Below are 25,293 nucleotides of genomic sequence, written 5' to 3'. Positions count from 1 at the left end.
GCTTTTATTTAATACATTTTAATGCATGTAAAATTAAGCAATTAACTTTAAATAGCTTGTTAAGCTTTCTTTAATGCCAAGATAAATTACGAAAACGTTATCATAAAATACCTGCCACTTAAAGATTCGCAACGCTATCCAATTCAAACTTTAAAGGCTTGATTTGCTTAAAGAAACGGTCTTTAGTTGCACCTGTAAGTGGTTCTCCGTTAGGCAATTTTAAGCGTAATGGATCAACTTGCACACCATTCTTCCAAAAACGATAGCACACGTGCGGGCCTGTTGCCAAACCTGTACTTCCCACCAATCCTATCGGTTGTCCTTGCGTTACACGCTGACCTCTTCGAACTAAAATTCGAGACATGTGCAAATACTGTGTGGCGTAAGTACCGTTGTGTTTTACTTTTACAAAATTACCATTTCCAGCCGTGTAACCGGTTTGTTCTACTACACCTGCTGCCGTTGTGGTAATTGGAGTTCCATGTGGCGCCGCATAATCGGTTCCTTTGTGCGCTTTCCATCGTAATTGAACCGGGTGAAAGCGATTCGAGGTAAAACGAGAGGTCAATCGACTGAATTTAATTGGCGTTTTCAAAAAGAAATTTTTCAAGCCCTTCCCTTCTTCACTATAGTACTCAATTCGATTAGAATTAGCATTGGCCACAAATGGAAAAGCGTAAATAATCTTCCCTTTGTACTCAAAGAAAGAAGCTTCTAGGCTATCGACACCATCATAAATAGAATCGTTAATAAATCGCTCCGTAAAAGTGATGGCAAAACGATCGCCTCGTTTTAACTTAAAAAAGTCAATGGACCAAGCGTAAATTTTAGCAATTCTCGAGGCCAATCCACCTTCTACTTTGTAGGTGTCGAGGGTTTCTGAAAGCGATCCTTTCAGCACACCACCAATGGTTCTGCGTTTGATGGTAATGGGTTTTGTTTTTTTATAGGCCTTTGCGATAGAGTCCCTTAAATCGATTACATAATATTGACGCGCATCGGGTTGATAGATAAATGCGATCAACTCTTTGGTCTTTTTCTTAGAACGAATAAGTGTATATGGTTTGTTATTTCGAATAGAACGTACGCTAAAGGTGTCTTTTATTTGCGCCACAATTTCGAAAACCTTTTTGTTTCCGATATTTTGTTTTTGAAGAATGGTTCCAAACGTATCACCACTTTTTAAGGTGTCATTCAACACATTGAAATCAGCATAGTTAAACCCAAATTCTGTTTTTTTAGGAATCGGTTTTGTTTTGATTTCAGACCAAACCTTATCTTTTTTTTCACAGGAAAAAAAAGCAAGTGCACATAATAAAAGTATTGCGAAACGTTTCAATGTTATGATTATTTTTTCAATTATTTGTAAATCGGACTGTAAACAATCCTTGTAACTGCCAAGCAATTCATTATTTACTAATATACGATTAATTTTCTACTCCCCAATTGGCCAATTCCTCAGCACTCCATAATTCTGGAAAAAATATTCTTCTTTGGTATTTTGGATGCATATATTTTTTCCAATCACTACCGCCTGTAGCTTCTCCATCACCAAGACCACTTGATTCGATATACTTTTTGGCCGTGTTTAAGTGCTGCATCACCCAAGTAACATTCACGGTAAAATCATATTCGCGCATGGCTTTGACCAATTCAGGATTTTGCTGATCTTCAAGAGGTAATTGCTTGAATTTTTGCCACAAGTTGATGGTGTTGTACTCCTTCATTTGTGCCAAAAACGAGGTCTTATATTTTCTTTCAAACTCGGATAACAAGTATGATTTTTCGCCTGTTTTGTGATCCTTACCCGCTGCTTGCCAATACAAATGATCAAAAGCATGCTCAAAAGGCGTGTTTCGGTCAATCGTTGCTCTAAACCTTGCATCAATTAAATTGATTAAATCAGTCGAAGCGAATTCAATCATTCGATATTGTGCACTTTGAAAACCACTTGCTGGCGTCAAGGTATTTCTAAATTTCATGTATTGCTCTACCTCCATTCCGTCACCCATAATATCAAATGAAGTGGTGAGCATGGTAAAATAACGACTAATTCTCATTAACCTTTCGGTAAAAAAAGCGGTTTGAATATTTTCAGTATATGAAATTTGCTGCATTTCCCAAAGAATCATTTTGAACAATAATTCATTGACTTGATGGTACATAATAAACACCATTTCATCAGGCAAAGTAGTACGTTGCGTTTGTAAGTTCAACAAGGCATCCGTTTGTATATAATCCCAATAAGTAATGGGCTTAGACCACAACAAACCCTCTAAATGTGTATCGGTTTTTTGTTGAATGGCTTTAAATTTTTGATCAATTTCTTCTAAAAGGGTGGTGGTATTTTCTGAAATAATCATTCGTTTATTTTGATTTAACTTTAAATGGGTGTTTTAATCCTTTATAGGCATCCAAATCCGCTTTAATAGCTCCAACGGCTAGTTCAGCCTTAATGCGCAAAGGAATTTTATTTTTATCATTTGAAATCCAAACGGTTAAGCTTTCTTGCTCTTTGAACACGCGACCCGATTGTACTAAAGGACGAAAAATCATGGCCGAAATAACGCCAAATTTAGTGGTAATATCTTCACGGCCTAAGAATTTTAACTTAAACTTTGTGGTTTCGTCATCAAAAAACATGTCAATTGCAACAGATTCCCCAACTTTTAACTGATCTATTGTAGGGTAATTTCTAAGATAATAAAAAGTAGAAACAATGTCTTGTGTGCCTTTTGGAAAAGAAAATGTTTTTTCGCTTTTATGCTTATAATCCTTTACCAGTATCTTTTGAGTTGAATGATTAAAAAAGCCTTCTTGATTTTTGGTATAGCCTCCTTCATCAATTTTTCGGACAAATTGGTACGGATACCCCGTTGATTTATCAAAATAACTTTCGTACAAATCATCCACTTTAAAGAAAAAACGAGACATTCCGTAGTATATCCTTTGCCTATTACATGAAAAACAGGTTTTTGACCAATCGTAGCTTCTTTAACTTCGAGCGTTGCATAACCTGCATTGACAAAACCATAATGTATCCTAAATTTAAACCACTCGCCAGCCTCGAAAGATGAAGAATTTTGAGAATTGAAACTCACAATAAAGAACAATAAAAAAAGGAGGAGGAGTTTTCTCATTTTGTATAATTTGAGCTTTAAAGAGATTCTCTAGCAAAAATGAGCCCAAATGTATTAAAACAAAAAAACCCAGTCAAATTAATGACTGAGTTTTTATGCTATTAACTAACCAAAAAACTATAAATTATGAAATTTATAATACCCATGAAAGGAAACCACCCCTCTCATTTGCTTTGCAAAGATACAATGGCTTTTTATATTTTTTAGCCTATAAAATTAAGTTTAACACAACGTTTGTATATTATTAGCATTCTATTTGGTTATTTTTTTTGATAATGCAAAAAAAACTTAATTTTATAGCGTTCCTCGCAATTGTTGCTCTCTTTCGATGGACTCAAATAAAGCTTTGAAGTTCCCTGCACCGAATCCTTTGGCTCCCATTCGTTGAATTATTTCGAAAAATAAGGTCGGACGATCTTCAACAGGTTTGGTAAAAATTTGCAATAAATACCCATCTTCATCGGCATCCACCATAATGGCTAGCTTTTCGATAACGGCTAAATCTTCTTTCATCATGCTCATGTGTTCGCCCAAACGTTCTGGAATGGCTTGGTAATACGCATGAGGTGGCGCTGATAAAAATTCTACACCACGAGCTCTAAGCTCAGTAACAGTAGTAATAATATCATCGGTAGCAATGGCAATGTGCTGCACACCTGCTCCTTCATAAAAATCTAAATACTCTTCTATTTGAGAACGCTTGTTTCCTTTGGCGGGTTCGTTGATTGGGAATTTAATTCTTCCGTTGCCGTTACTCATTACTTTACTCATCAAAGCAGAATACTCGGTGTGGATTTGTTTGTCATCAAAAGAAAGGAAGTTTACAAAGCCCATCACGTCTTCGTACCATTTTACCCAAACATTCATTTGATTCCAACCCACATTTCCTACCATATGGTCGATGTATTTTAAACCAACAGAAGTTGGGTTATAATCCGATTTCCATTCTACAAAACCTGGAAGAAAAGCACCTGTATAGTTTTTGCGCTCTACAAACATATGAACGGTCTCACCATAAGTATAGATTCCAGCGCGAACTACTTCACCAAATTCGTCTTTTTCTACGGTAGGTTCCATATAGACTTTTGCGCCACGTTTAGTGGTTTCTTCAAAAGATTTACGAGCATCTTCTACCCAAAGCGCCACGATTTTAACTCCGTCACCGTGTTTTTTTACGTGTTCTCCAATTGGAGATTCGCTGTTGAGCGCCGTAGTTAGTACCAAACGAATTTTGTCTTGTTTTAACACATAAGAAACTTTGTCTCTTGAACCTGTTTCTAACCCGCAATACGCGTGCGATTGAAATCCGAAAGCCGTTTTGTAAAAATGAGCGGCTTGTTTGGCGTTGCCCACATAAAATTCTACGTAGTCGGTTCCCATTAACGGAAGGAAATCTTGTGCTCCTTCAAATATTTTTTCTAGTCCGTATTCTACTGATTGTACTTCTTTTGCCATTGTATATATTGTTTGTTTCGGGGTTTCCGAAAATGTTGTTGATTAGTTCAAAGCCTAGCCCTGATGGAAGCGGCATCCTGTGGCTCCGAGGTTCGGAGCCACAGATATAGCGTACAGCAGGAAATAGCTCCTTATTATTTTAATTATTTTTTACTCTACCCAAGATTTGTAGTACTGTCCGTCATCAAGACCCATTGCTTCTTCGGTAACCATTAAAGGGCGAAACGTATCGACCATAACGGCTAGTTCTTGTGTAATGGTTTGACCGATGCTTCGCTCCATAGCTCCTGGTGCTGGTCCGTGAGGAATGCCTTTTGGATGCAAAGTGATATGACCTTGTTCTATATTATTACGGCTCATAAAATCGCCATCTACATAATACAATACCTCATCGCTATCAATGTTGCTGTGATTGTAAGGCGCAGGAATGGCTTTTGGATGGTAATCGTACAAACGAGGCACAAAAGAACACACTACAAAAGTAGCCGTCTCGAAGGTTTGGTGTACTGGTGGCGGTTGGTGCACACGACCAGTTATAGGTTCGAAGTTGTGGATGCTAAACCCGTAAGGAAAATTATAGCCATCCCAACCAATAACGTCGAAAGGATGCGTGGCATAGACCACCTCGTGCATCATACCTTCTTTTTTGATTTTGATTAAGAAATCGCCTTTTTCGTCGTGCGTTTCTAACTCTGTTGGCAATTTGAAATCGCGTTCACAAAAAGGAGCGTGTTCTAAATGCTGACCTGATTCGTTTTTGTATCGTTTTGGTGTATAGAAAGGCGCAAAAGATTCTACATAAAACAAGCGATTTTCGGTAGTATCAAAATCAATTTGATAAATCATTCCGCGAGGGATAATAAGATAATCACCATATTCGAAAGGAATGTTACCCATCATTGTTCTTAGGGTTCCGCTTCCTTTGTGAATGAAAATCATTTCATCGGCATCGGCGTTTTTATAAAAATAAGAGCGCAAGGATTCTTTTGGTGCAGCTAAACCAATGGTGCAATCTTTATTGACCAACATGGGTTTGCGACTTTCCAAGAAATCATTTTCGGGTAACAATTCAAATCCTTTTAGCAATAATGATTTGATGTTTTTGCCGATAGCAATTTTGGGTTCTACTGAATACGAATTTAGTATTTCTTTGACCTGAGTCGGTCTGTGTACATGATATAATAGTGACGAATGGCCGTTAAAACCTTCGGTACCGAATAATTGCTCGTAATACAATCCCCCATTAGGTTTCTCGAATTGTACGTGGCGTTTTTGAGGAAAATCTCCTAGTTTATGATATATTGGCATTTTTTAAAAAATTTAGATTCAACCTAATTGTATTCCTTAAAAAATAGTGCAATCATTCTGGATTTCTCTTAATAAGAAATTGCAGATAATCTAATAAACCTTGCCATTTTGTTTTCATGAAAGCAAATGTCGTAATTTTTTTAATATAATTTTAAGATTAAAAAATATATCCTACACTAAACCAAAAAAATCCTTTTGGCTGTTCGGGCGACCAAGAGTACTTTACCTCAACTGGCCCAAGAATAGAATCCAATCCGTATCCCACAGCATATCCGGAGTACCTGGGCAAAGCCACCCAATCGAGCGAACTAAAGATACGATTACCAATATTAGCGTAATTCGCAGTCAAATTGAAGTGATTCCGTTTGTAAAATTCAAAATCTAAGGTTCCCAATGATTTGATATAACTATTACCGCCTAGGCTTAAAAAATCATATCCAAAAAAAGACTTGAAATTATTTATCGCATTATAACCATATCCTCCAAGCATAAAATTTAAAAAAGGAACACTTTGTTTACCCACCGTTGTACCAGCATCCGTTTCAAACTTAAAGACCAAACGAGGCAACACTTTTGCCGCTACCGCAAAATCAGCTTTGAGTATGGTAAAAGGCTCAAACACTTTTGAATAATTAGAAGACATTAAATACGAGTGCACATCACCCGTAAATGACCAGCCTTTGGTTGGAAAATACTTACTATCCAAGGCGTCAAACTTCAGATATCCGAACACGCCCAAATAATTACTATCCTCTACGGCTGGGCTATTTTTGGTAACTACTGAGGGAACGATATTTAGGTACTTGTATTCGATACCGCCTCCAATTAAATATTTTTGAACAAAAACCGATTGAAAATAGGCCTGATTGTTCCAATCCTGAAAATCAACATTGATCAATGAAAGTTCTTCGTCCATTTCTTTGCCCACCTGAATGGTCTGAGATATACTTCTATCAAATTGATTCAAAGAGGACTTAAAACCAAAACTTATGTTATAGCCATTGTCGACATAATAATTAAAATTGTAACGGAAATTATCTCCAATGATAAGATCCAATGAAGAATTGTCATTTTTAATCAATAGATTTTTTTGTGTAATATTGGCCAAAACAGCGCTTTTGTACAAACCATCGTAATGTAAACCCAACTTTAATTGTGTTTTAGTGTCGTTTTCTTTCAAGTTTAACACCAATTGTTCAGCATTCCCAAGAGGTTGCAAAGCGTAAGTAATGGCGTTAAAATTTTGAGTTCCGTTGATGTTGTTGATGCCATTTTGCAACTTCGTATAGGTAATTAAACTTCCGGGTTTGAAGCGTAATTTACCTTTAACATAAGTGCTCGTGAAATTTTTCATTTCATTCACTTCAATGTCTGACACCAAAATACTATCAGATATGAGCTTTAATTTTGGCTTTCGATAAGGAAAATCATGATTTACTAATTGTTTTAATTTTTCGTACACGGCAAAAGAAGCTTCTTCGCCTTTAACTATTATTTCTTTGCCTTTATCAAAAGATATCACAGAATAATCTTTGATGTCTGGCTGTATGTACACGGTTGTTTTTTGTACATTTCCTTTCATCTTGTCGATCATGCTGAAGTTGGTGATCTGTACTAATATTTTGGTAGCATCTCTAAGTGCGGTACGATCTTTTAACCCTTCTTGAACATCGACTCCAATGATAACATCAGCTCCCAAATCTATCACTTCTTGAATGGGGTAATTATTCACAACACCACCGTCAATAAGCACTTTACCCTCAATTTCAACGGGAGAAAACAAGGAAGGAAACGCCGCACTTGCTAAAATACATTGCGCTAAATTGCCTTTGTTCAACAACACTTGTTCGCCTTTTTCAATATCAGTAGCGATACACAAAAAAGGAATGGGTAATTGATTGAAATCGTGAATGTTTTTTACATTTCGAGTCAAACGGGTCAACAAATTAAAGTTGTACATACCTTTAGAAAGTGCCTCAGGAATACCGATTTTGAATTTATTAAAGGGCAGTGTTACGGCATACAATTCGTCATTGCGTTTTTCGTAAAAATTCTTGGATCCCCTTGGAACATAATCGTTGATTAACTTATCGAAATCAACGGTGTGAAAAATAGAATCAATTTGTGATGCATTAAAACCCGTGGCGTACAAACCTCCAATCACGGCACCCATACTGGTTCCGCCGATATAATCGATTTTGATTCCGGCTTCTTCAATCACTTTCAACACGCCAATATGAGCGAAACCTTTGGCTCCACCTCCACTTAATACTAGACCTATTTTGGGTTTCTTTGCTTGTTCTTGTGACCAAAGTAACCCACAACAACAGAACAACAAAAGTAAAGCAGTAAATCTACTCATAGACAAGAATTTAGCAACGTGCTATTTCTTGTAAAAGTCGGAAATTTTTTTGGCTTTTGACACGCCAATAACCTCAGAAATTTCTTTTTCTGTAGCCAATTGTATTCTTTTAACACTTTTAAAATGCTCAATAAGCGTAATCATCGTTTTTTCGCCTATGCCCGGGATACTTTCAATCGATGAATTCAAGGCGGCTTTGCTTCGTTTGTCACGATGATGTGTGATTCCGAATCGGTGGGCTTCGTTTCTCAACTGCTGAATCACCTTTAGGGTTTCAGATTTTTTATCCAAATACAAAGGGATAGAATCTCCGGGAAAAAAGAGTTCTTCCAATCGTTTGGCAATGCCAATGATGGTGATTTTCCCTCTCAATCCAAGTTCATCAATACTTTTTAAGGCCGCAGATAATTGTCCTTTTCCTCCATCAATAATAATCATTTGTGGTAAAGGCTCTTTTTCGTCCAATAATCGTTTGTATCGGCGGTACACCACCTCCGTCATCGAAGCAAAATCATCGGGTCCTTCGACGGTTTTGATATTAAAATGACGATAATCTTTCTTGCTAGGTTTCCCATCTTTAAAAACCACACAAGCCGACACAGGATTCGTTCCTTGAATATTTGAATTATCAAAACATTCGATATGTCTTGGTTCTACAGGCAATCGCAAGTCTTTTTGCATTTGCGCCATAATCCGATTGGTGTGACGGTCTGGGTCTACAATCTGCAATTGTTTGAGTTGTTCTATGCGGTAAAACTTGGCGTTGCGAATAGACAAATCCAATATTTGTTTTTTATCACCCAATTGAGGCACTGTAATTTTGATGTTTTCCCCCAAATCTATAGCGAAAGGAACAATCACTTCTCTGGACAATAAATGAAAGCGCTCTCTAAGTTCTACAATGGCTAATGCTAACAACTCTTCATCGGTTTCTTCTAACTTCTTCTTGATTTCCATAGTATGCGAACGAATAATCGAACCGTGAGAAATTTGCAAGAAATTCACAAAAGCCGCACTTTCATCCGAAACAATCGAAAACACATCGATATTCGTGATTTTCGGATTGACAATGGTTGAACGGGATTGGTAATTTTCCAAAACCTCAATTTTTTCTTTTATTTTTTGGGCTTCTTCAAACTTCATTTCGCTGGCCAAATCGACCATCATTCGCTTAAAGTCTTTTAAACTTTCTTTGAAATTACCTTTAAGAATTTCGCGTATGGCGTCTACTTGTTTTTGGTAATGTTCCAAGCTTTCGTGACCTTCGCACGGGCCTTTGCAATTGCCAATATGGTATTCTAAACACACTTTAAATTTCCCACTATTGATGTTGTTTTGGCTCAAATCGAAAGTACAAGTGCGGAGTGGATATAATTCTTTTATTAATTCCAAAATCGTATTAACGGTCTTGAAACTCGTGTAAGGACCAAAATATTCAGAACCGTCTTTAATCATTCTACGAGTAGAAAAAATACGTGAAAAAGGTTCTTTTTTGATGCACAACCAAGGGTAACTTTTGTCATCGCGAAGCAAGACATTATAACGAGGCTGAAGCGTTTTGATTAAATTATTTTCTAACAACAACGCATCGGATTCTGTGGGAACTACAATGTGCTTTATAGTCACAATTTTTTTGACCAACACATTGGTTTTGGCCGTATCGTGAATTTTATTAAAATAAGAGGATACCCTTTTTTTTAAGTTTTTGGCTTTGCCTACATATAAAATTTTACCTTCCTTATCATAATATTGATACACTCCTGGATTATCAGGAAGGGTTTGTATTTGAAGGGCTATCGAGGGTTGCGTCATTGTAGTTTTAGAAAATTCGCCATCGCTTGTTATTCAGAACAAATTTAGTAATTCTATTTTTCTAAAACTTCTGCGTTGGCTTTTTCTTCAGGACATTCGTATTCAAAAATTTTCGCCACGAATTCACGAATAGATCAGAAATCAGAACAGGTTTTAATGACACAAATTATTAAAGTTGATGGAAATTGTGACATTCAATTTTAATGACAATTAGTAAATTCGTGGCTAACTGCTATTAATCTGAGGCATCGAAGTGTAGTTAAGTTTTATTTTATTTGAAATTCAACCAACAGGTAATGCTTAATAATTTTTATATTTAGCCCATTAAAGTTGGCTATGAGAAGTTTAAAACCAATAACGATTTTTGGCGAAAGCATTTTACCGGGAGAAAACAAAACCATCAACGTTGAGATGGCGCGACTCCACACGACTACCAAGCTCAATATCCCTATCATTGTTCGGCGTTCCAAACAAGAAGGTCCTGTCATTCTTTTCACAGCGGGAATCCACGGCGATGAAATTAATGGTATCGAAATTGTGAGACAACTCATTAGCCAGAAAATAAACCGACCCAAACGCGGCACGATCATCTGTATTCCCATCATTAATATGTATGGTTTTGTGAATCGTTCCCGAGAATTTCCCGATGGCCGTGACTTGAATCGCTCTTTTCCGGGCAGTAAAAAAGGCTCCTTGGCGAGTCGATTTGCTTTTCACATCCTCAACGAAGTCATGCCCGAAGTGCATTATGCGATTGATTTTCATGCGGGTGGTGCGAGTCGTTTTAATGCTCCTCAAATTCGCCTAGCAGAAAATGATGCTGAGTTAAAGCAATTAGCCGATGTATTCAATGCACCTTTCACTTTGTACTCCAAAAACATTGCGGGATCGTTTCGAAATTCTTCTACCAAAATGAACGTGAAAATGCTGCTTTTTGAAGGTGGAAAATCATTAGACATAGATAAAAAAGTCGCCAGAGAAGGACTTGAAGGCACCAAACGCGTGTTAGCACAATTGGACATGTTGGATCCAAAACACAACATCGAAGTGCCCGAAAACAAAACCATTTACATCGAAAAATCGAATTGGGTGAGAGCCAAATGCTCCGGAATGCTTCACGATTTAAATACCATTGGCACGTTTGTTACCAAAGGGACTGTTTTGGCACTCATTACCGATCCTTTTGGGAAATTTGAACGCAAAGTGAAAGCCCCCAATGATGGTTACGTCATCAACAGCAACCAATCGCCTATTGTGTATGAAGGAGACGCCATTTTTCATTTGTCTACTTCTTTAGTCGGAACAAAATCAAACAGAATTGAAAAACCAGAGGCCTACATTCAGCAATTTAATGATATTGAAATCTTTAAAACCTAACAAAAATCATATTCTAATAGGAATCAGCCATTTACCTTTGCTGAAAAATTACAGCAATGTTATATTGGAAAAAAATAGATCAGAAAGAACGTAAAGAACGTATTCAAAATGCATTAGCCGAAAATGTCAATTTTTCAAAAGACATTTCATTGGGGTATCCAGCCTCAAAATTAGACGGGAAAGTTTTTTATGATGATGCGCCTTTTTTACAAGAAGCGCCTACTTTGCAAACCTATGTGGCCAACCCCAATCATATCGGTTGTCACACTTTGGGAACTTCCGAAAAAGCCTTCAAAGGCACCCAACAAATAGAACGTGAAGTTCTAGATGTCATAGCAGTCGATATTTTCAAAGCGAAACCCAATTCTTACGATGGCTATATTTCACCAGGCGGAACCGAAGCGAATATTCAGGCCATTTGGATGTATCGCAACTTTTTCATGTATCAAAAAGGAGCCCAACTACACGAAATTGCCATCGTAGCTTCCGAAGATACGCATTACTCCATTGCCAAAGGCTCCAATGTTTTAATGCTCGATTGGATTAAAGTTCCTGTTGCCTTTCATAATAGATCCATAGACAGCCTTGCATTAGAACAATTGATTCTGGAAGCGAAAGCGAAAGGTAAAAAATATTTTATCACCGTTTCGAATATGGGTACCACCATGTTTGGCTCTGTAGATGATCCTGAAGTGTATTGCACTCTTTTTGAAAAATACAATTTAGAGTATAAACTTCACATTGATGGGGCTTATGGTGGTTTTGTTTATCCATTCAGCAATCCTCAATCGACCCTTAATTTTAATAATCCAAAAATTAGTTCGATCACCATCGATGCACACAAAATGCTACAATCGCCTTATGGAACAGGTATTTTCATTTGCCGAAAAAATCTAATTGAAAACGTTTTGACCAAAGAAGCCGAGTATGTAGAAGGTATGGATTTAACCCTTTGTGGAAGCCGTTCCGGATCGAATGCTGTGGCCGTTTGGATGATTTTGTTTGCCTATGGCGCACACGGCTGGTTCGAAAAAGTAAGCGTTTTGCAAATGAGAACCCAATTTTTATGCAATGCATTAGACCAACTGGGCATTGCTTATTTTAGAGATCCGTTCATGAACATTGTCACCATTCATGCCGAGTACATCGACCCAAAACTAGCCGATACTTTTGACTTGGTGCCACAACAACATCATGGGGACAATAAATGGTACAAAATAGTGCTTATGGATCATGTAGAAGTCGAACATTTGACTACTTTTATAGCCCAATTAAAAGCAACTATGCATGTTGAAGAAGGAATTACGGCTTAAGTACAAAACACTCCGAAAAGCACTACATGAAAATGATATCGAATCGATGAGCTTGGCAATAGCCAACCAAGCTTTATCGCTTCCTATTTGGGACAAAACCTATTTTCATGTTTTTTTACCCATTGCATCCCAAAAAGAAATCAATACTGAATTTCTTTTGCACATTTTAGCGGGAAAAGACAAAGAAATTATCCTGTCTAAAAGTGATTTCGACACCCGAAAAATGATGCATTTTCTACTTACAGACAATACACGCATTGTAAAAAACGAGTATCAAATTCCTGAACCCGTATCAGGAATCGAAGTGCCTTCGAAACAAATAGAAGTCGTGTTTATACCTTTACTCGCCTACGATAAACTGGGCAATCGCGTGGGATATGGCAAAGGGTTTTATGATCAATTCCTTTCAGAATGCAGGCCTGAAACCCTAAAAATCGGCCTGTCTTTCTTTGACCCCGAAGACCAAATAACCGATGTTTTTGAGAACGATATCCCATTGGATTATTGTATCAACCCGTACGCTATTTTTAATTTTAGCATAACATAAAATAAGATACTTTTGCAGCCTTAGTGAAATTTAAATGATGAGAACGAACAAACAAAAACTCCTTCTAGCCCTAAAAGTATTGGCTATAGTACTACTTGTGACTATAGGAGGTTTTATATTTTTTAGAGACACCCTTTTAGATCAAGCCTTAGACAAGGTTTCGACTAAAATGACCCAACAATACAACAGTGATTTTAGTGTTAAAAAAGCAAGTTTTGATGGCCTGAGCGGTATCGATCTCTACGATGTTATTTTGGCTCCAAAAAATGCCGATACCCTTTTGCATATCAAAAAACTCAATACCAGCATCAGTTTTTGGAACTTATTTATTGGAAATATTCAATTAGAAAAATTAGAACTTGAAGACGGATATATTCAATTGGTCAAAAAAGGAAAACAACGCAATTTTGACGCCTTTTTAAAAAAAGAGGAAGAAATCAACCTCGAAAATTCAGATCGCAAAACCGATTATGCCGCCACAGCCTATCGTTTGATTTCAAGAATCCTCAATTTGGTGCCTACCGATATGCACATCCAAAACTTAGCCTTCAAAATTGATGATAACGGCAACAAAACCCTACTCGATTTTAAAAATCTTACTTTACAAAACGAACAACTCAATTGCTCCCTTGCTGTTGCAACCAATACGTTCAAACAAAGACTAAGTCTCAAAGGAATTGCTAACCCAAGAAACAAAACCGCAGATTTCAGGATCTTTAACCAAGACACGGGAGCCATTCGTTTGCCCTATGTTGATGAACGTTATCACCTACAATCCAGCTTTGACTCCATCCGTTTGAATATTCAAAATATTGAAAAATCATCGGGGGAATTCCATTTTGACGGACTGGCCACCATTACCAACTTACGCATCAATCACCCCAAAATTGCCAACAAAGATGTGGTCATTAACAACGCTCGATTTGATTATCGATTCCTGCTGGGTGCTGATTTTATTTCAATCGATAAAAGCTCAACACTGCAACTCAACAAAATAAAAGTGCATCCGTATATGGCTTACGAAACCGAATCGGATACGATTTATAAATTGCAAGTGAGTATTCCCAAAATGAAGGCGCAAGACTTTATCGTTTCGCTTCCCGATGGTTTGTTTACCAACTTTCAAGGCATGCAAGCCCAAGGAAATTTTGAGTACAATTTGGATTTCAAATTCAACAAAAACAAACCCAACCAATTGGTGTTTGATAGCAAACTCAACAAAGAAAACCTTCGCATTACCAAATACGGAAAAGCCAATTTAACCAAACTCAACGGCGAATTTGTGTACCGAGCCATCATCAAAAATGTACTCCAACGCCCAATTTTTGTAGGAGCCGAAAATGCAGATTATACGCCTTTGGATCAAATTTCGCCCTATTTGCAAAAATGCGTCTTAACCACCGAGGATCCTTCTTTTTTTAATCATCGCGGTTTTATCAACGAGGCCTTTAAACAATCGATTCTCAAAAACATTCGCACCAAAAAATTCGCTCGTGGTGCCAGTACCATCAGTATGCAATTGGTCAAAAATGCCTTTTTGACTCGCGAAAAAACCTTATCGCGTAAACTCGAAGAAATTCTTTTGGTCTATATCTTAGAAAACAACCGTGTGGTCAGCAAACAGCGCATGCTCGAAGTCTATTTCAATATTATCGAATGGGGCCCTGATGTATACGGAATTGGTGAAGCCAGTCGTTTTTATTTCCAAAAAACACCTGCCGAACTAGACCTGAACGAATGTTTGTACTTGGCCAGAATTATTCCAAGCCCGCGCAAATTCATGTACCAATTCAATGACGAAGGAAAACTCAAAGACTTTGCCGTAAAGCAACAATTGTTTTTGACCAATTTAATGAACCGAAGAGGATTGCTAGCGCCCGAGGATTCCATTTACAAATCCAAACCCTTTATGGTTACCGGCCAAGCCAAATCGTTCATCAAATTGAGAGTGCCCGACTCCATACAAATCCAAGCCGATTCCATAGCAGCCGATCTGATTTTTGGTTTTTAAAAATTTGGAGCAGCAAGAATAGGCTTTTTTAAGAAACAATGGTCCCGCTTTCCGTTGCAATCTTATGCCCCGAACCCCGGGCCATAAGGATTTCCACTGCAATCGGGGCTATAGAGTAAAAATCTTGTTTTCTAGGAAACATTAAAACCACAAAAAAAGCTGTAATCATAACAACGATTACAGCTTTTTTTTATTGAAATTCTAGTCCTTTCTTAAGGCGCTGGGTCTGGAATTTTTGCCTGAACGCCATCAATCGCTTGCAGTATTTCTTCGCTTAAAGTTACATTGATTGTATCGATGTTTTCCTTTAATTGACCCAATCGCGCGGATATGTCTCTACGTACGATAGCGCGGATTTGCAATCCGTGCCCACACAGTGCATCAACAACCTAGAATAAATTGCTTTATACTTTGTATATATCCTTTTCACTTAAACTACAATAAAAGCTACAAAACAAACAAAAACATAACTTGTATTTCTTTGTTTTAAGTAGATTTGCCTTGAGGATAAGGATTATGTTTGCGACTCATCGTTGTGGGCACGGATTGCACCCGAGCGAAAGCGAATTGACGAAGTAAATCCGCGCTATCGTTCCTAAAAAAAATATTTATACATATCCAAGCGATCGGGTTTTAAAACCATAAAAAAAGCTGTAATCATAACAACGATTACAGCTTTTTTTATTGAAATTCTAGTCCTTTCTTAAGGCGCTGGGTCTGGAATTTTTGCTTGAACTCCATCTATCGCTTGCAGCAGTTCTTCGCTTAAAGTCACGTTAATAGTATCGATGTTTTCTTTCAGTTGTTCCATAGTCGTTGCGCCAATAATCGTGCTAGTTACAAAAGGTTGTTGCTCGATAAAAGCCAAAGCCAATTGCGTTAGCGTCAATCCGTTTTGCTGCGCAATTTCGTTGTACAAACGTGTAGCCGCAGCCGATTGTTCGCTATTGTATCTTGAAAATTGAGGAAACAAATTGATTCTTGCGTTAGGATGTGCTTCGCCCGTTAAAAATTTACCCGACAACACCCCAAAAGCCATTGGCGAATAAGCCAAAAGCCCCACATTTTCTCTGATTCCAATCTCTGCCGAACCATTTTCGTATAAACGATTCAATAACGAATACGGATTTTGAACCGTTTTGATTCTTGGCAAATTGTGGTATTTACTTTCTTCCAAAAAGCGCATGATTCCCCACGGCGTTTCATTCGACAATCCGATATGTTTTATTTTTCCTTGTTGGATAAAACCATTCAATGTTTCTAAAACTGCGTGAATGTTGTCTTCCCAAGCATCGTCTTGCACTTTAAAACCGCGTTGTCCAAAAAAATTGGTTTTACGTTCTGGCCAATGCAACTGGTACAAATCGATATAATCCGTTTGTAAACGCTCTAAACTTTTGTCTAATGCATATTGAATACTCGCTGGAGAAAAATCATTCTTTTCGCGCATATAGGTAAAGTTAGGATTTGGCCCTGCAATTTTTGTAGCCAAAACCACTTTGTCTCTTTTGCCTGTTTTTTGGAACCAAGTGCCTATAATGCGTTCAGTGCTACCATAGGTTTCTTGACGAGCCGGTACGGAGTACATCTCGGCCGTATCAAAAAAGTTAACGCCTTGTTCTAAAGCATAGTCCATTTGAGCGTGTCCTTCGGCTTCTGTATTTTGTTGACCAAAAGTCATCGTGCCTAAACAAATTTTACTGACTTGAATGTCGGTATTAGGAAGTGTGGTATATTTCATTGATTTGATAATTACATTTTAAGCATTCAAAGATAAAAATTAGCTTCCGTTTTAAAATTTGACATTCGTTAATTTTAACACAAAAGGCTCACCATAAAACGATGAGCCTTTTGTACTTTTCTTTAAGACCAGCTTTTTTCTAAAACTCGTTTAACATTTTTGAGATTTCGTCTAAACGTGGTGTCAGAATGATTTCGATTCGGCGGTTTTTGGCTTTTCCTTCGGCGGTGGCGTTACTCATTAAGGGAGCATATTCGCTACGACCTGCAGCCGTTAAATTTTGTTTGTTGACTTTTTTGTTTTCGCTCAAAATAGCTACAATAGCCGTGGCTCTTTTGGTAGACAAATCCCAGTTATCAGCAATGGGTCCAGCGCTTTTAAAACCATCGTCATCGGTATGTCCTTCGATTAGCACAGCAATATCTGGATTATCGCCTAAAACTTTGGCCACTTCTACTACGGCTTTTTTCCCTTCGGAACCTACGGCCCAACTACCTGAATTGAACAATAATTTGTTCTCCATAGAAACGTAAACTTTTCCGTTTTTTTGCTCAACGGTCAGGCCTTTGCCTTCAAAACTATTCAAGGCTTTGGACAAGGTTTCTTTTAAATTTTTCATGGCGGCTTCTTTAGCAGCAATCAAATCCTCGAGTTCTTGCAAACGCTGTGCGTTTTTGCTTAAACGCTCTCTTTCGATGCCCAAGGCTTTGCTTTTGGCATCGAGTTCGGCTAGGAGATTTTGATTTTTTTTCATGTTGGCTTGCAAAGCTTCATTGCTATTTTTCTCGAGCGCGGCATAGGAATCTTGTAAGACTTTGTATTTGTTTTGCGCGGCGGCATAATCTGCTTTTAATTTTTCCAGATCGGATTTGGTTTTGTTTAACTCAGATGTTAATCCTTCTTTTTCGGATTCTAATTGAGTCTTTGCTTTTTGCAGTTCTCCGTTTTCATCGGTTAAATCGGCGTGTTCTTTTTGAAGATTGGCTAATTTATTTTCTAGCTCGTTGTAGATTTTTTTGGACACGCAAGAACTGGCTAAGAGTAGTAGTGTTAGTCCAAGGAAGATTTTTTTGATCATGGTATTTGTTTTAAACTATATGTTCGAATTGAAACTATTGTTTGTAAGAAGCCGAATGCCCTAGCCCTGATGGGAGCGGCATCCTTACTGGGCGGGGTTCGCCCAGTAAGATATAGCGGACAGCAGGATTAGCTCCTGAAAATTATTCGATTTCGACCAAAATTGGGCAATGATCGGAGTGCATAGCCTCTGGTAGAATAACGGCTCTTTTGAGTTTATGTTGTAAAGTATCGCTGACTAAGTTGTAATCGATGCGCCAGCCTTTGTTATTGCCGCGGGCTCCTGCTCTGTAACTCCACCACGAATACTGATGCGGCTCTTGATTGAAATGACGGAAACTGTCGATGAATCCTGAATTAATAAATTGATCTAACCAAGCGCGCTCCTCAGGAAGGAAACCCGAAACGTTTTTATTTCGAATGGGATCATGAATGTCAATAGGTTTGTGGCAAATGTTGTAATCACCACATATAATAAGGTTGGGAATGTCTTTTTTTAAGGCATTAATGTACTCCTGAAAATCATCCATGTACTTGAATTTGTGATCCAAACGTTCAATATTCGTGCCAGAAGGCAAGTACAAACTCATCACGGAGCAATCATCAAAATCGACTCTGAGGTTGCGCCCTTCGAAATCCATATGCTCGATTCCGGTTCCGTAAGTCACCGCATTAGGTTTGTTTTTGGACAAAATGGCTACGCCTGAATAGCCTTTTTTGGTGGCCGAGAAATAGTATTGATAGGGATAGCCAGCTTTTTCGATGTCGGCTACGGGTATTTGATCCTCGGTGGCTTTTATTTCTTGAAGGCAAATAACATCGGGGTTGGCTTGCTGCAACCAATCTAAGAAGCCTTTGGTGATGGCAGCGCGAATTCCGTTAACGTTGTAAGAAATGATTTTCATGGTGTGTACTGCGTTAAAAGTTGATGACTATTGAAGCAAAACATAGGTTTTGACAATAATTTAATATAAAATTAAAACCAATATCTTGATTTTTTGAAGAATCCAAAAGTACTAAAAAAGTCGAAGTTTGTTTGACAAAAGCCAAATAAATTGGGCTTTTTTTCTATCTTTGCGGCTTGCTCAAAAACATAAAAATAAATGGGTTTAGTCACCGCAAAAGAAGTTGCAAAGGCAATAAAAACGGATAAATACGGAGTTTTTGGCACTTTCTCGGGATGGTTACTGATGAAAGTTTTGAAAATTTCGACCTTAAACAAAATATACAACAGGAACAAGCATCTTAGTGAGGTTGAATTCCTGAATGCCATATTGGATGAATTTGAAATCAAATTCGAAATTCCAAATGAGGATTTTAAAAGATTGCCAAAAGATGGTGCTTATGTTACCATATCTAACCATCCTTTGGGAGGTATTGATGGGATATTGTTATTGAAATTAATGCTAGAAAAAGAGCCTAATTTTAAAATTATCGCTAATTTCTTGTTGCATCGTATTGATCCCATGAAACCATATATCATGCCGGTGAATCCTTTTGAAAATCACAAAGACGCCAAATCGAGTGTGATGGGCATCAAGGAAACCTTGCGCCATTTGAAAGACGGAAAGCCTTTGGGAATTTTTCCAGCAGGTGAAGTTTCGACCTACAAAGATGGTAAATTAATGGTAGATAAACCTTGGGAAGAAGGCGCTATCAAAGTGATTCGAAAAGCACAAGTTCCCGTTGTACCGATTTATTTTCATGCTAAAAACAGTAATTTATTTTACTTTTTATCTAAAATTAGTGACACATTACGAACGGCAAAACTGCCTTCTGAATTGCTAACGCAAAAGAAAAGGGTTATCAAAGTACGTATTGGAAAACCTATTTCTGTAGCAGAGCAAAACGAGTACGAATCCATTGAAGAGTACTCGGAGTTTTTAAGAAAAAAAACCTACATGCTGGCCAATCCGTTTGAGAAAGACAACAACTTTCTCAACACGAACCCACTAAAAGCAAATAAAAGTCCAAAAAAAATCGTCACACCTGCCAGTAGTGAAAACATGATTGGTGAGGTTGAAAAACTACGCCAATTGGATTGCCGTTTGTTGCAAAGTAAAAACTATGAAGTGTTTTTTGCACAAGCCAAGGACATTCCAAATATTTTGCATGAAATAGGTCGTTTGCGTGAAATTACTTTTAGAGAAGTCGGAGAAGGCACTAATGAATCTATTGATTTAGACAAATACGACAAATATTATCGCCACCTTTTTCTATGGGATGACGAGACCCAAAAAATTGCTGGTGCCTACCGCATGGGATTAGGTTGCGAGATTTATCCTAAATATGGTATGGATGGTTTTTATTTGAATGGATTGTTCCGATTTGAACCTGAGTTGCATGAAATGCTACATAAGTCTATCGAAATGGGTAGGGCCTTTATTATTAAGGAGTACCAACAAAAACCCATGCCTTTGTTCTTGTTATGGCGAGGAATCATTCACACCACCTTACATTATCCGGAACATAAATATTTACTTGGTGGAGTAAGTATTAGCAACCAATTCTCAGATTTTTCAAAATCGTTGATGATTGAGTTTATGAAATCCCATTATTACGATCCTTACATCGCGCAATATGTACATCCGAAAAAGGAATTCAAAGTAAAATTGAAGGATGCGGATAAAGATTTTGTCTTTAATGAGACAGATGCCGATTTGAATAAATTTGATAAAATTATTGATGAACTAGAACCAGGCGTATTACGTTTGCCGGTATTAATTAAAAAATACATCAAGCAAAACGCTAGATTGGTTGCTTTTAACGTAGACCCGCTTTTCAACAACGCGATTGATGGGTTGATTTACATTCGAATAGAAGACATTCCAGAGAGCACGATGAAACCAGTGATGGAAGAATATCAAGCTGAATTGGAGCGTAAAATGCACGACAAAGAAGATTAAAAAAACAGGCTGCCAGAATAACTTGGCAGCCTGTTTTTTTTACAACAACAATCCTTTTAGTTTGGCTACTTTTACTAATTCTTCATCGGTACCCTCTTTAAGTTCCAATAATACTTTCATTTCCTCCATTCGGCGTTGAATAGCACTTGATGAAATGGGTAAATATTGCGAGATATCAGCACGTTTCGTTCCTTTTGACAACTGAAACAAAATGGTTTTATCAAATTGATCGATTTCAATACTCTCGTCTTGCATTTGAGCCAGCATCTCTAAAACGGATTGACTATAGTAAATTTCATTATTAATTATTTTGTCGAACGCAAAGAGTAATTCATCAAAAGTCAAATCATTTTTAATCACCAAACCATTCGGATTAATGGTTTTTATAATGGTTTTTATTTTTAAAATCTCGGTGAACATGGTCAATAAGATGATCTTACAATCAGGCATGTGTTCTCGGAGTAGTTTAGCCAAATCTTCGCCCGAAAAAATTCCTTTTTCTTCGTAAGCTGGCATGCTAATATCCAAAAAAGCAATGTCAAAAGTAGGAGATTCAGGATTTGTGATTACTTCATAACCTGATTGACAATCCTTAGCCTGATGAATTGAAAAACCATATTCCTCAGGTTTGTATCTAGTTATTGCATTTTTGTACCCCTGAATAATAAAGGGATGATCATCAACAATTAAAATATTCTTGGTAATTAAAGCGTAGGTTTCTTTCGTTGGGGTTTTCATTGGTTTGTTAGGTTATGGGGTTATCTTCGATGGGGACTTCAACAGTTAATAGGGTGCCTTGACCGGGCTTGGTTTTGATCTCAAGTTTTCCATGGCATGCTTTGGTTCTAAATTCAATATTCTGTAAACCAATTCCTTTTTTAGCTTTTTTCAAATTGAATCCTTTACCATCATCAGCCACTACAAGCTTTATTCGTAAAGGGTTCTCTTCCTTTGAAAATTCTATGGTAATGACAGACGGAATGGCATACTTATTTGAATTCTGAAGCGCCTCTTGTACAATTCGATACAAGTTAATTTTAATCTCATTTGAAATATTAGCCCAATCAATATTTTTATCCAAACTAAACACCACTTTTGTTTTGAAAGCCTTTCGCTGCTGGTCAATAAGATTGGTCAGAATAACCACGAAGTTATTAATTAATTCGGAGTTTTCGCGGTTCATATCGTGTGAAATTTCACGGATATCTTGCTCAATTTGCTTTAATTCAGCCAAATACTTCAATCTGGTTTTTATTGCCAAAGCATCTTGTACAGTGTTTAAACTATCCAAATTCATTCGGACTCCAAACATTTTTCCCAAAACACCATCGTGCAACTCTCGAGCTACTCGTTTTTTTTCTTTGATCCGATTCTCCTCAATCGTCTTTTGCTGGGTAATCATCAAGTTGTAAATTTCGGCGTTGGCTAATTGTTGTTGTGCTTTAAAAACTAACAAGTTGTGCTTGTTCCTTTGATTCACGAATACAAATATAAAAACCCCCACGAGTATCAAAATACTAAAAACATAAAATAGATTTCGGTTTTGCACTACTAAATCCGTGTTCTCACTTTTAATTACATCCGTTTCGTACTCAATTCTAGAGAATTTTTCGCCCATTTTTCGTTCGGCCTTTTGAAGACTATCATTAATATGGATGTACTCTTTGGAATAACGAGAAGCGTTTTGGGGCTCTACTACACCCATTTGTTTTAAAGCCACTAGCACATTTCTGAAATTCTTGTCTTTACGTGCCGACAACAAAGCTTCTCGAGCAAATTGTAAGGCTTTTGTACTGTCTTTGTGAAAACTGTAATATTCTGAGAGATGGATTTTGTTAGCTACAATACCTGAAGTTAATTTTAAACTATCTCTTAATTGTAACGATTTTAAGAACAATTCAGGCAATTCTTTCTCTTGATTGAGTTTGAATCTTGAATACGCTAAATTATCCAACAACATGGCGTACAACGAAGGTTTGTCGTACTTTAAGTTTTCTTGTTTTAAGCCCTCTTGATAATATTGCGCGGCTTTTTTATACTTTTTTTGATTCTGATATACATAACCAATATTATTTAAAGAAGTAGCTTTGGATTGATAAATCGCGGGGATTTCATCTAAATCTGAATAAGACAATGCTTTATTATGAAATCCTATAGACTTATCATACTCCTCTAATTCATTATAAATTATGCCTAATAAATTATAAGATTCATATTCAATATCTTTTGAGTCAGTTCCACGAATTGCTCTTAAAGCTTTTATTACAGCCCTCTCACTACCTAGGAAATCATCTTCATTGAATTGCAGCAAAGCCTTATTTAGCAAAACTTTTGATAAATTGCTGACTTCGTTTGTTTTTGAATATAGTTTTTCCGCTTTATAATAAAAAACATATGAACTGTCAGAAACACCAATCGAACTATAATAATCCCCTATATATGAGTAAGACTTGGCTATATTCAAAGTATCTTTCTGATTTAAAGTCTGAACTAAAATCTTCTCAGTTACAATTTTGAAATTTTTCCAATCACCAATGTTATAAAAACGATTCGCAACTTTGAACATATTTACTATGGACAAGGAATCTACTTCTTGTTCCATTAATAACTCAAATGCTTGCTTACTGAAAAGTTGTTTTTGTTCTCTTGTGTATTTATCATCATTGGCTTTGTCTAAATACAGCATCAAGCTATCTTTGGACAGTGCAACTCTTTTTGCCTTCACCGTTTCACTTCTTGAACAGTTCATCAATAAAAGAACACAGATGACAATTAATAAATATCTAGCAATCAATAGTTTTTGTTTTTACCAAAAATAGGAAAAGTTATTACAAAAAAAAAGGGACAATCAAATTTGATGTCCCTTAGGTATATTTAAAGAAAAAAATTAATCTACTTTTTTATTTCTACCTGCAGATTGAGAGCCACTGATATCTACTTTTTTATTCATTCCTGCAGATTGAGAACCACTAATATCAACCTTTTTATTTCTGCCCGCTGATTGAGAACCACTTATTTCTAATAAATTGATCTCTTTTCCAACAGAACTTTTTGCTTCAGTAGAAGTAAATGATGTTAATCCCATTACTAATGTAAATAAACCGATAGTTAAGATTGCTTTTTTCATAATTTGGTGCTTTATTTTTTGATTAGATTTTACTTTTTTTCCCGATCTGTTCGGAATTGTTTTGTAAATCTAAGTAGGTAACAGGATTTTTTCCTACACATAAACACGCTTTTTGGTAGAACATAGGCATTCATGAGTGAAGAGTAGTCAAATTAGAGCAAATAGACTGATTATCAAAACTCTATATAATTTTGATCAGAAAAACCAGAAATAATTAAGTCAACATTCGTTTTGTATGTTTTGGAAAAAGGAATTTTTATGGAGGAATTCCTGATAAAACATTGAGAATTTCCCATTTGAATTCGGGAGATCCATTGGCTATTAACGATAAAACTATTGTGGATTCGAACGAATGGAAAAACCAGCATGGATTCAAAATGTTTAAGGGTCTTAAAGGCAGTAATTTTTTCTCCTGATTTCAAATAAATATCGGTCGAGTTATTGTCGGCTTCAAAATGCGTAATCTCGTCTGCAACAAGGTACCGATAATCGCCATAGGATTTAATACAAATTGTTAACGGTTTGGGTATTGCTTGAGTTTCTAATTGAACCCTTGCCCTAGCATCCGCATTACTTTCATGACGTGTTTCGGTTTGAGGCAAAAGAAATGGTTCTTTTTTTCGCAACTTATGCAATGTCTTTAATAGCTGTACGGAGGATACTGGTTTTAAAAAATAATCAAAAACACCATAATCAATGGCCTCGAATGCGTACTCTTTTTGGGTAGTTGTAATAATTATTGCTGGCAGAATGGCTAAAAAACGGTGCAATTCACTAATCAAAAATAAGGATAACTTGCTTTTTTCATCACCAGGAGCAATCTCTAAAAAAACAAGATCAGGCCCTTTTTCAAGTATCAACTGTACTCCTTGTTCAAGCGTAAAAGCCATACCTAAGAATTCTAGTTCCGAAAAACCTTGTGCAGTAGCCTTGGTATCCAAAGCACTTTCTTGAGAATCGTCAATAATAATATAGGTAAAACTCATTCAACAACACTTATATTCAGTTTAGAAATCGGTTGTCTAAATTCTAAATCTTTTTTTGTGGATATTTTTATAGTGCGCAAAAGTACCATTTTAAACAAAAAACACAATTTAGACCTTTAAAATTACTGTAT

The 25,293-nt window shown here is 36.8% G+C and carries 18 protein-coding genes and 1 pseudogene; 5 read left to right on the top strand and 14 right to left on the bottom strand.

Going from position 1 to position 25,293, the window contains the following annotated elements; translation table 11 throughout:
* Positions 1–118 precede the first annotated feature (118 nt).
* From BXU11_RS02415 to uvrC, 7 genes and pseudogenes are all read right to left on the bottom strand, one after another.
* Positions 119–1,339: a peptidoglycan DD-metalloendopeptidase family protein gene (locus BXU11_RS02415; RefSeq protein WP_078210886.1), complete on the bottom strand. Its 1,221-nt coding sequence runs from the start codon at positions 1,337–1,339 to the stop codon at positions 119–121.
* An 88-nt stretch (positions 1,340–1,427) separates the two neighbouring features.
* Positions 1,428–2,363: a tryptophan 2,3-dioxygenase family protein gene (locus BXU11_RS02410; protein ID WP_078210885.1), complete on the bottom strand. Its 936-nt coding sequence runs from the start codon at positions 2,361–2,363 to the stop codon at positions 1,428–1,430.
* A gap of 4 nt (positions 2,364–2,367) precedes the next feature.
* Positions 2,368–3,140, bottom strand: a pseudogene (locus BXU11_RS02405) (DUF3108 domain-containing protein).
* 294 nt (positions 3,141–3,434) lie between these two features.
* Positions 3,435–4,595 carry a 4-hydroxyphenylpyruvate dioxygenase gene (gene hppD / locus BXU11_RS02400; RefSeq protein WP_024980676.1) on the bottom strand — a complete coding sequence of 387 codons (1,161 nt, stop codon included), beginning with the start codon at positions 4,593–4,595 and terminating at the stop codon, positions 3,435–3,437.
* 150 nt (positions 4,596–4,745) lie between these two features.
* Positions 4,746–5,903 carry a homogentisate 1,2-dioxygenase gene (locus tag BXU11_RS02395; protein WP_078210884.1) on the bottom strand — a complete coding sequence of 386 codons (1,158 nt, stop codon included), beginning with the start codon at positions 5,901–5,903 and terminating at the stop codon, positions 4,746–4,748.
* Between the two features lie 157 nt (positions 5,904–6,060).
* On the bottom strand, positions 6,061–8,265 hold the full coding sequence (locus BXU11_RS02390) for a patatin-like phospholipase family protein (protein WP_078210883.1): 2,205 nt from the start codon (positions 8,263–8,265) through the stop codon (positions 6,061–6,063).
* Between the two features lie 21 nt (positions 8,266–8,286).
* On the bottom strand, positions 8,287–10,077 hold the full coding sequence (uvrC, locus tag BXU11_RS02385; protein ID WP_078210882.1) for an excinuclease ABC subunit UvrC: 1,791 nt from the start codon (positions 10,075–10,077) through the stop codon (positions 8,287–8,289).
* Positions 10,078–10,413: 336 nt separating this feature from the next.
* On the opposite strand from uvrC, the gene BXU11_RS02380 reads away from it, so the two are divergent.
* Genes BXU11_RS02380 through BXU11_RS02365 form a run of 4 tightly spaced genes read left to right on the top strand, consistent with a single transcriptional unit; the run spans position 10,414 to position 15,325 of the window.
* Positions 10,414–11,454, top strand: coding sequence for a succinylglutamate desuccinylase/aspartoacylase family protein (locus tag BXU11_RS02380; protein ID WP_024980672.1), 1,041 nt, complete (start codon positions 10,414–10,416; stop codon positions 11,452–11,454).
* A gap of 56 nt (positions 11,455–11,510) precedes the next feature.
* Entirely contained in the window at positions 11,511–12,767 is a 1,257-nt protein-coding gene (locus BXU11_RS02375; RefSeq protein ID WP_078210881.1) for a pyridoxal-dependent decarboxylase, read from the top strand.
* The gene (locus BXU11_RS02370; protein WP_078210880.1) at positions 12,742–13,314 is read left to right on the top strand and encodes a 5-formyltetrahydrofolate cyclo-ligase; all 573 of its coding nucleotides are present in this window, start codon (positions 12,742–12,744) and stop codon (positions 13,312–13,314) included. Before BXU11_RS02375 ends, BXU11_RS02370 begins: the two co-directional genes overlap by 26 nt.
* A 37-nt stretch (positions 13,315–13,351) precedes the next feature.
* Positions 13,352–15,325 (top strand): transglycosylase domain-containing protein, encoded by a 1,974-nt coding sequence (locus BXU11_RS02365; protein WP_078212022.1) that lies wholly within the window; start codon positions 13,352–13,354, stop codon positions 15,323–15,325.
* A 703-nt stretch (positions 15,326–16,028) separates the two neighbouring features.
* On the opposite strand, the gene BXU11_RS02360 is transcribed toward BXU11_RS02365, so the two are convergent.
* The 3 genes from BXU11_RS02360 to BXU11_RS02350 all read right to left on the bottom strand — a co-directional run bounded on the left by BXU11_RS02360 (position 16,029) and on the right by BXU11_RS02350 (position 19,048).
* Positions 16,029–17,066, bottom strand: a complete 1,038-nt coding sequence (locus tag BXU11_RS02360) for an NADP(H)-dependent aldo-keto reductase (protein ID WP_078210879.1) — start codon at positions 17,064–17,066, stop codon at positions 16,029–16,031.
* A gap of 139 nt (positions 17,067–17,205) precedes the next feature.
* Positions 17,206–18,144: an OmpA family protein gene (locus BXU11_RS02355; protein ID WP_024980664.1), complete on the bottom strand. Its 939-nt coding sequence runs from the start codon at positions 18,142–18,144 to the stop codon at positions 17,206–17,208.
* A 142-nt stretch (positions 18,145–18,286) separates the two neighbouring features.
* Positions 18,287–19,048, bottom strand: coding sequence for an exodeoxyribonuclease III (locus BXU11_RS02350; RefSeq protein WP_078210878.1), 762 nt, complete (start codon positions 19,046–19,048; stop codon positions 18,287–18,289).
* Positions 19,049–19,246: 198 nt separating this feature from the next.
* On the opposite strand from BXU11_RS02350, the gene BXU11_RS02345 reads away from it, so the two are divergent.
* Positions 19,247–21,049, top strand: a complete 1,803-nt coding sequence (locus tag BXU11_RS02345; protein ID WP_078210877.1) for a GNAT family N-acyltransferase — start codon at positions 19,247–19,249, stop codon at positions 21,047–21,049.
* A gap of 39 nt (positions 21,050–21,088) precedes the next feature.
* On the opposite strand, the gene BXU11_RS02340 is transcribed toward BXU11_RS02345, so the two are convergent.
* The 4 genes from BXU11_RS02340 to BXU11_RS02325 form a co-directional block, all read right to left on the bottom strand.
* Positions 21,089–21,787 (bottom strand): response regulator, encoded by a 699-nt coding sequence (locus BXU11_RS02340; protein ID WP_078210876.1) that lies wholly within the window; start codon positions 21,785–21,787, stop codon positions 21,089–21,091.
* Between the two features lie 7 nt (positions 21,788–21,794).
* Positions 21,795–23,843 (bottom strand): ATP-binding protein, encoded by a 2,049-nt coding sequence (locus tag BXU11_RS02335; protein WP_223253651.1) that lies wholly within the window; start codon positions 23,841–23,843, stop codon positions 21,795–21,797.
* 93 nt (positions 23,844–23,936) lie between these two features.
* Positions 23,937–24,176, bottom strand: a complete 240-nt coding sequence (locus BXU11_RS02330) for a hypothetical protein (RefSeq protein ID WP_024980660.1) — start codon at positions 24,174–24,176, stop codon at positions 23,937–23,939.
* Between the two features lie 173 nt (positions 24,177–24,349).
* Complete coding sequence (locus BXU11_RS02325) at positions 24,350–25,162, bottom strand: LytTR family DNA-binding domain-containing protein (RefSeq protein ID WP_078210874.1); 813 nt, start codon at positions 25,160–25,162, stop codon at positions 24,350–24,352.
* Between the last annotated feature and the right edge of the window lie 131 nt (positions 25,163–25,293).

Origin of the sequence: Flavobacterium sp. LM5 (assembly GCF_002017945.1) — a bacterium.
In the GTDB taxonomy this organism is placed as follows: Bacteria; Bacteroidota; Bacteroidia; order Flavobacteriales; family Flavobacteriaceae; genus Flavobacterium; species Flavobacterium succinicans.
This window is presented reverse-complemented; position numbering and strand designations above follow the sequence as displayed.

Bases quoted from the DNA above. Each gene is read 5' to 3' on its own strand.
- BXU11_RS02410 (WP_078210885.1), bottom strand. From the start codon at position 2,363: ATGATTATTTCAGAAAATACCACCACCCTTTTAGAAGAAATTGATCAA.
- hppD (WP_024980676.1), bottom strand. From the start codon at position 4,595: ATGGCAAAAGAAGTACAATCAGTAGAATACGGACTAGAAAAAATATTT.
- BXU11_RS02395 (WP_078210884.1), bottom strand. From the start codon at position 5,903: ATGCCAATATATCATAAACTAGGAGATTTTCCTCAAAAACGCCACGTA.
- BXU11_RS02390 (WP_078210883.1), bottom strand. From the start codon at position 8,265: ATGAGTAGATTTACTGCTTTACTTTTGTTGTTCTGTTGTTGTGGGTTA.
- uvrC (WP_078210882.1), bottom strand. From the start codon at position 10,077: ATGACGCAACCCTCGATAGCCCTTCAAATACAAACCCTTCCTGATAAT.
- BXU11_RS02380 (WP_024980672.1), top strand. From the start codon at position 10,414: ATGAGAAGTTTAAAACCAATAACGATTTTTGGCGAAAGCATTTTACCG.
- BXU11_RS02375 (WP_078210881.1), top strand. From the start codon at position 11,511: ATGTTATATTGGAAAAAAATAGATCAGAAAGAACGTAAAGAACGTATT.
- BXU11_RS02370 (WP_078210880.1), top strand. From the start codon at position 12,742: ATGTTGAAGAAGGAATTACGGCTTAAGTACAAAACACTCCGAAAAGCA.
- BXU11_RS02365 (WP_078212022.1), top strand. From the start codon at position 13,352: ATGAGAACGAACAAACAAAAACTCCTTCTAGCCCTAAAAGTATTGGCT.
- BXU11_RS02360 (WP_078210879.1), bottom strand. From the start codon at position 17,066: ATGAAATATACCACACTTCCTAATACCGACATTCAAGTCAGTAAAATT.
- BXU11_RS02355 (WP_024980664.1), bottom strand. From the start codon at position 18,144: ATGATCAAAAAAATCTTCCTTGGACTAACACTACTACTCTTAGCCAGT.
- BXU11_RS02350 (WP_078210878.1), bottom strand. From the start codon at position 19,048: ATGAAAATCATTTCTTACAACGTTAACGGAATTCGCGCTGCCATCACC.
- BXU11_RS02345 (WP_078210877.1), top strand. From the start codon at position 19,247: ATGGGTTTAGTCACCGCAAAAGAAGTTGCAAAGGCAATAAAAACGGAT.
- BXU11_RS02340 (WP_078210876.1), bottom strand. From the start codon at position 21,787: ATGAAAACCCCAACGAAAGAAACCTACGCTTTAATTACCAAGAATATT.
- BXU11_RS02330 (WP_024980660.1), bottom strand. From the start codon at position 24,176: ATGAAAAAAGCAATCTTAACTATCGGTTTATTTACATTAGTAATGGGA.
- BXU11_RS02325 (WP_078210874.1), bottom strand. From the start codon at position 25,162: ATGAGTTTTACCTATATTATTATTGACGATTCTCAAGAAAGTGCTTTG.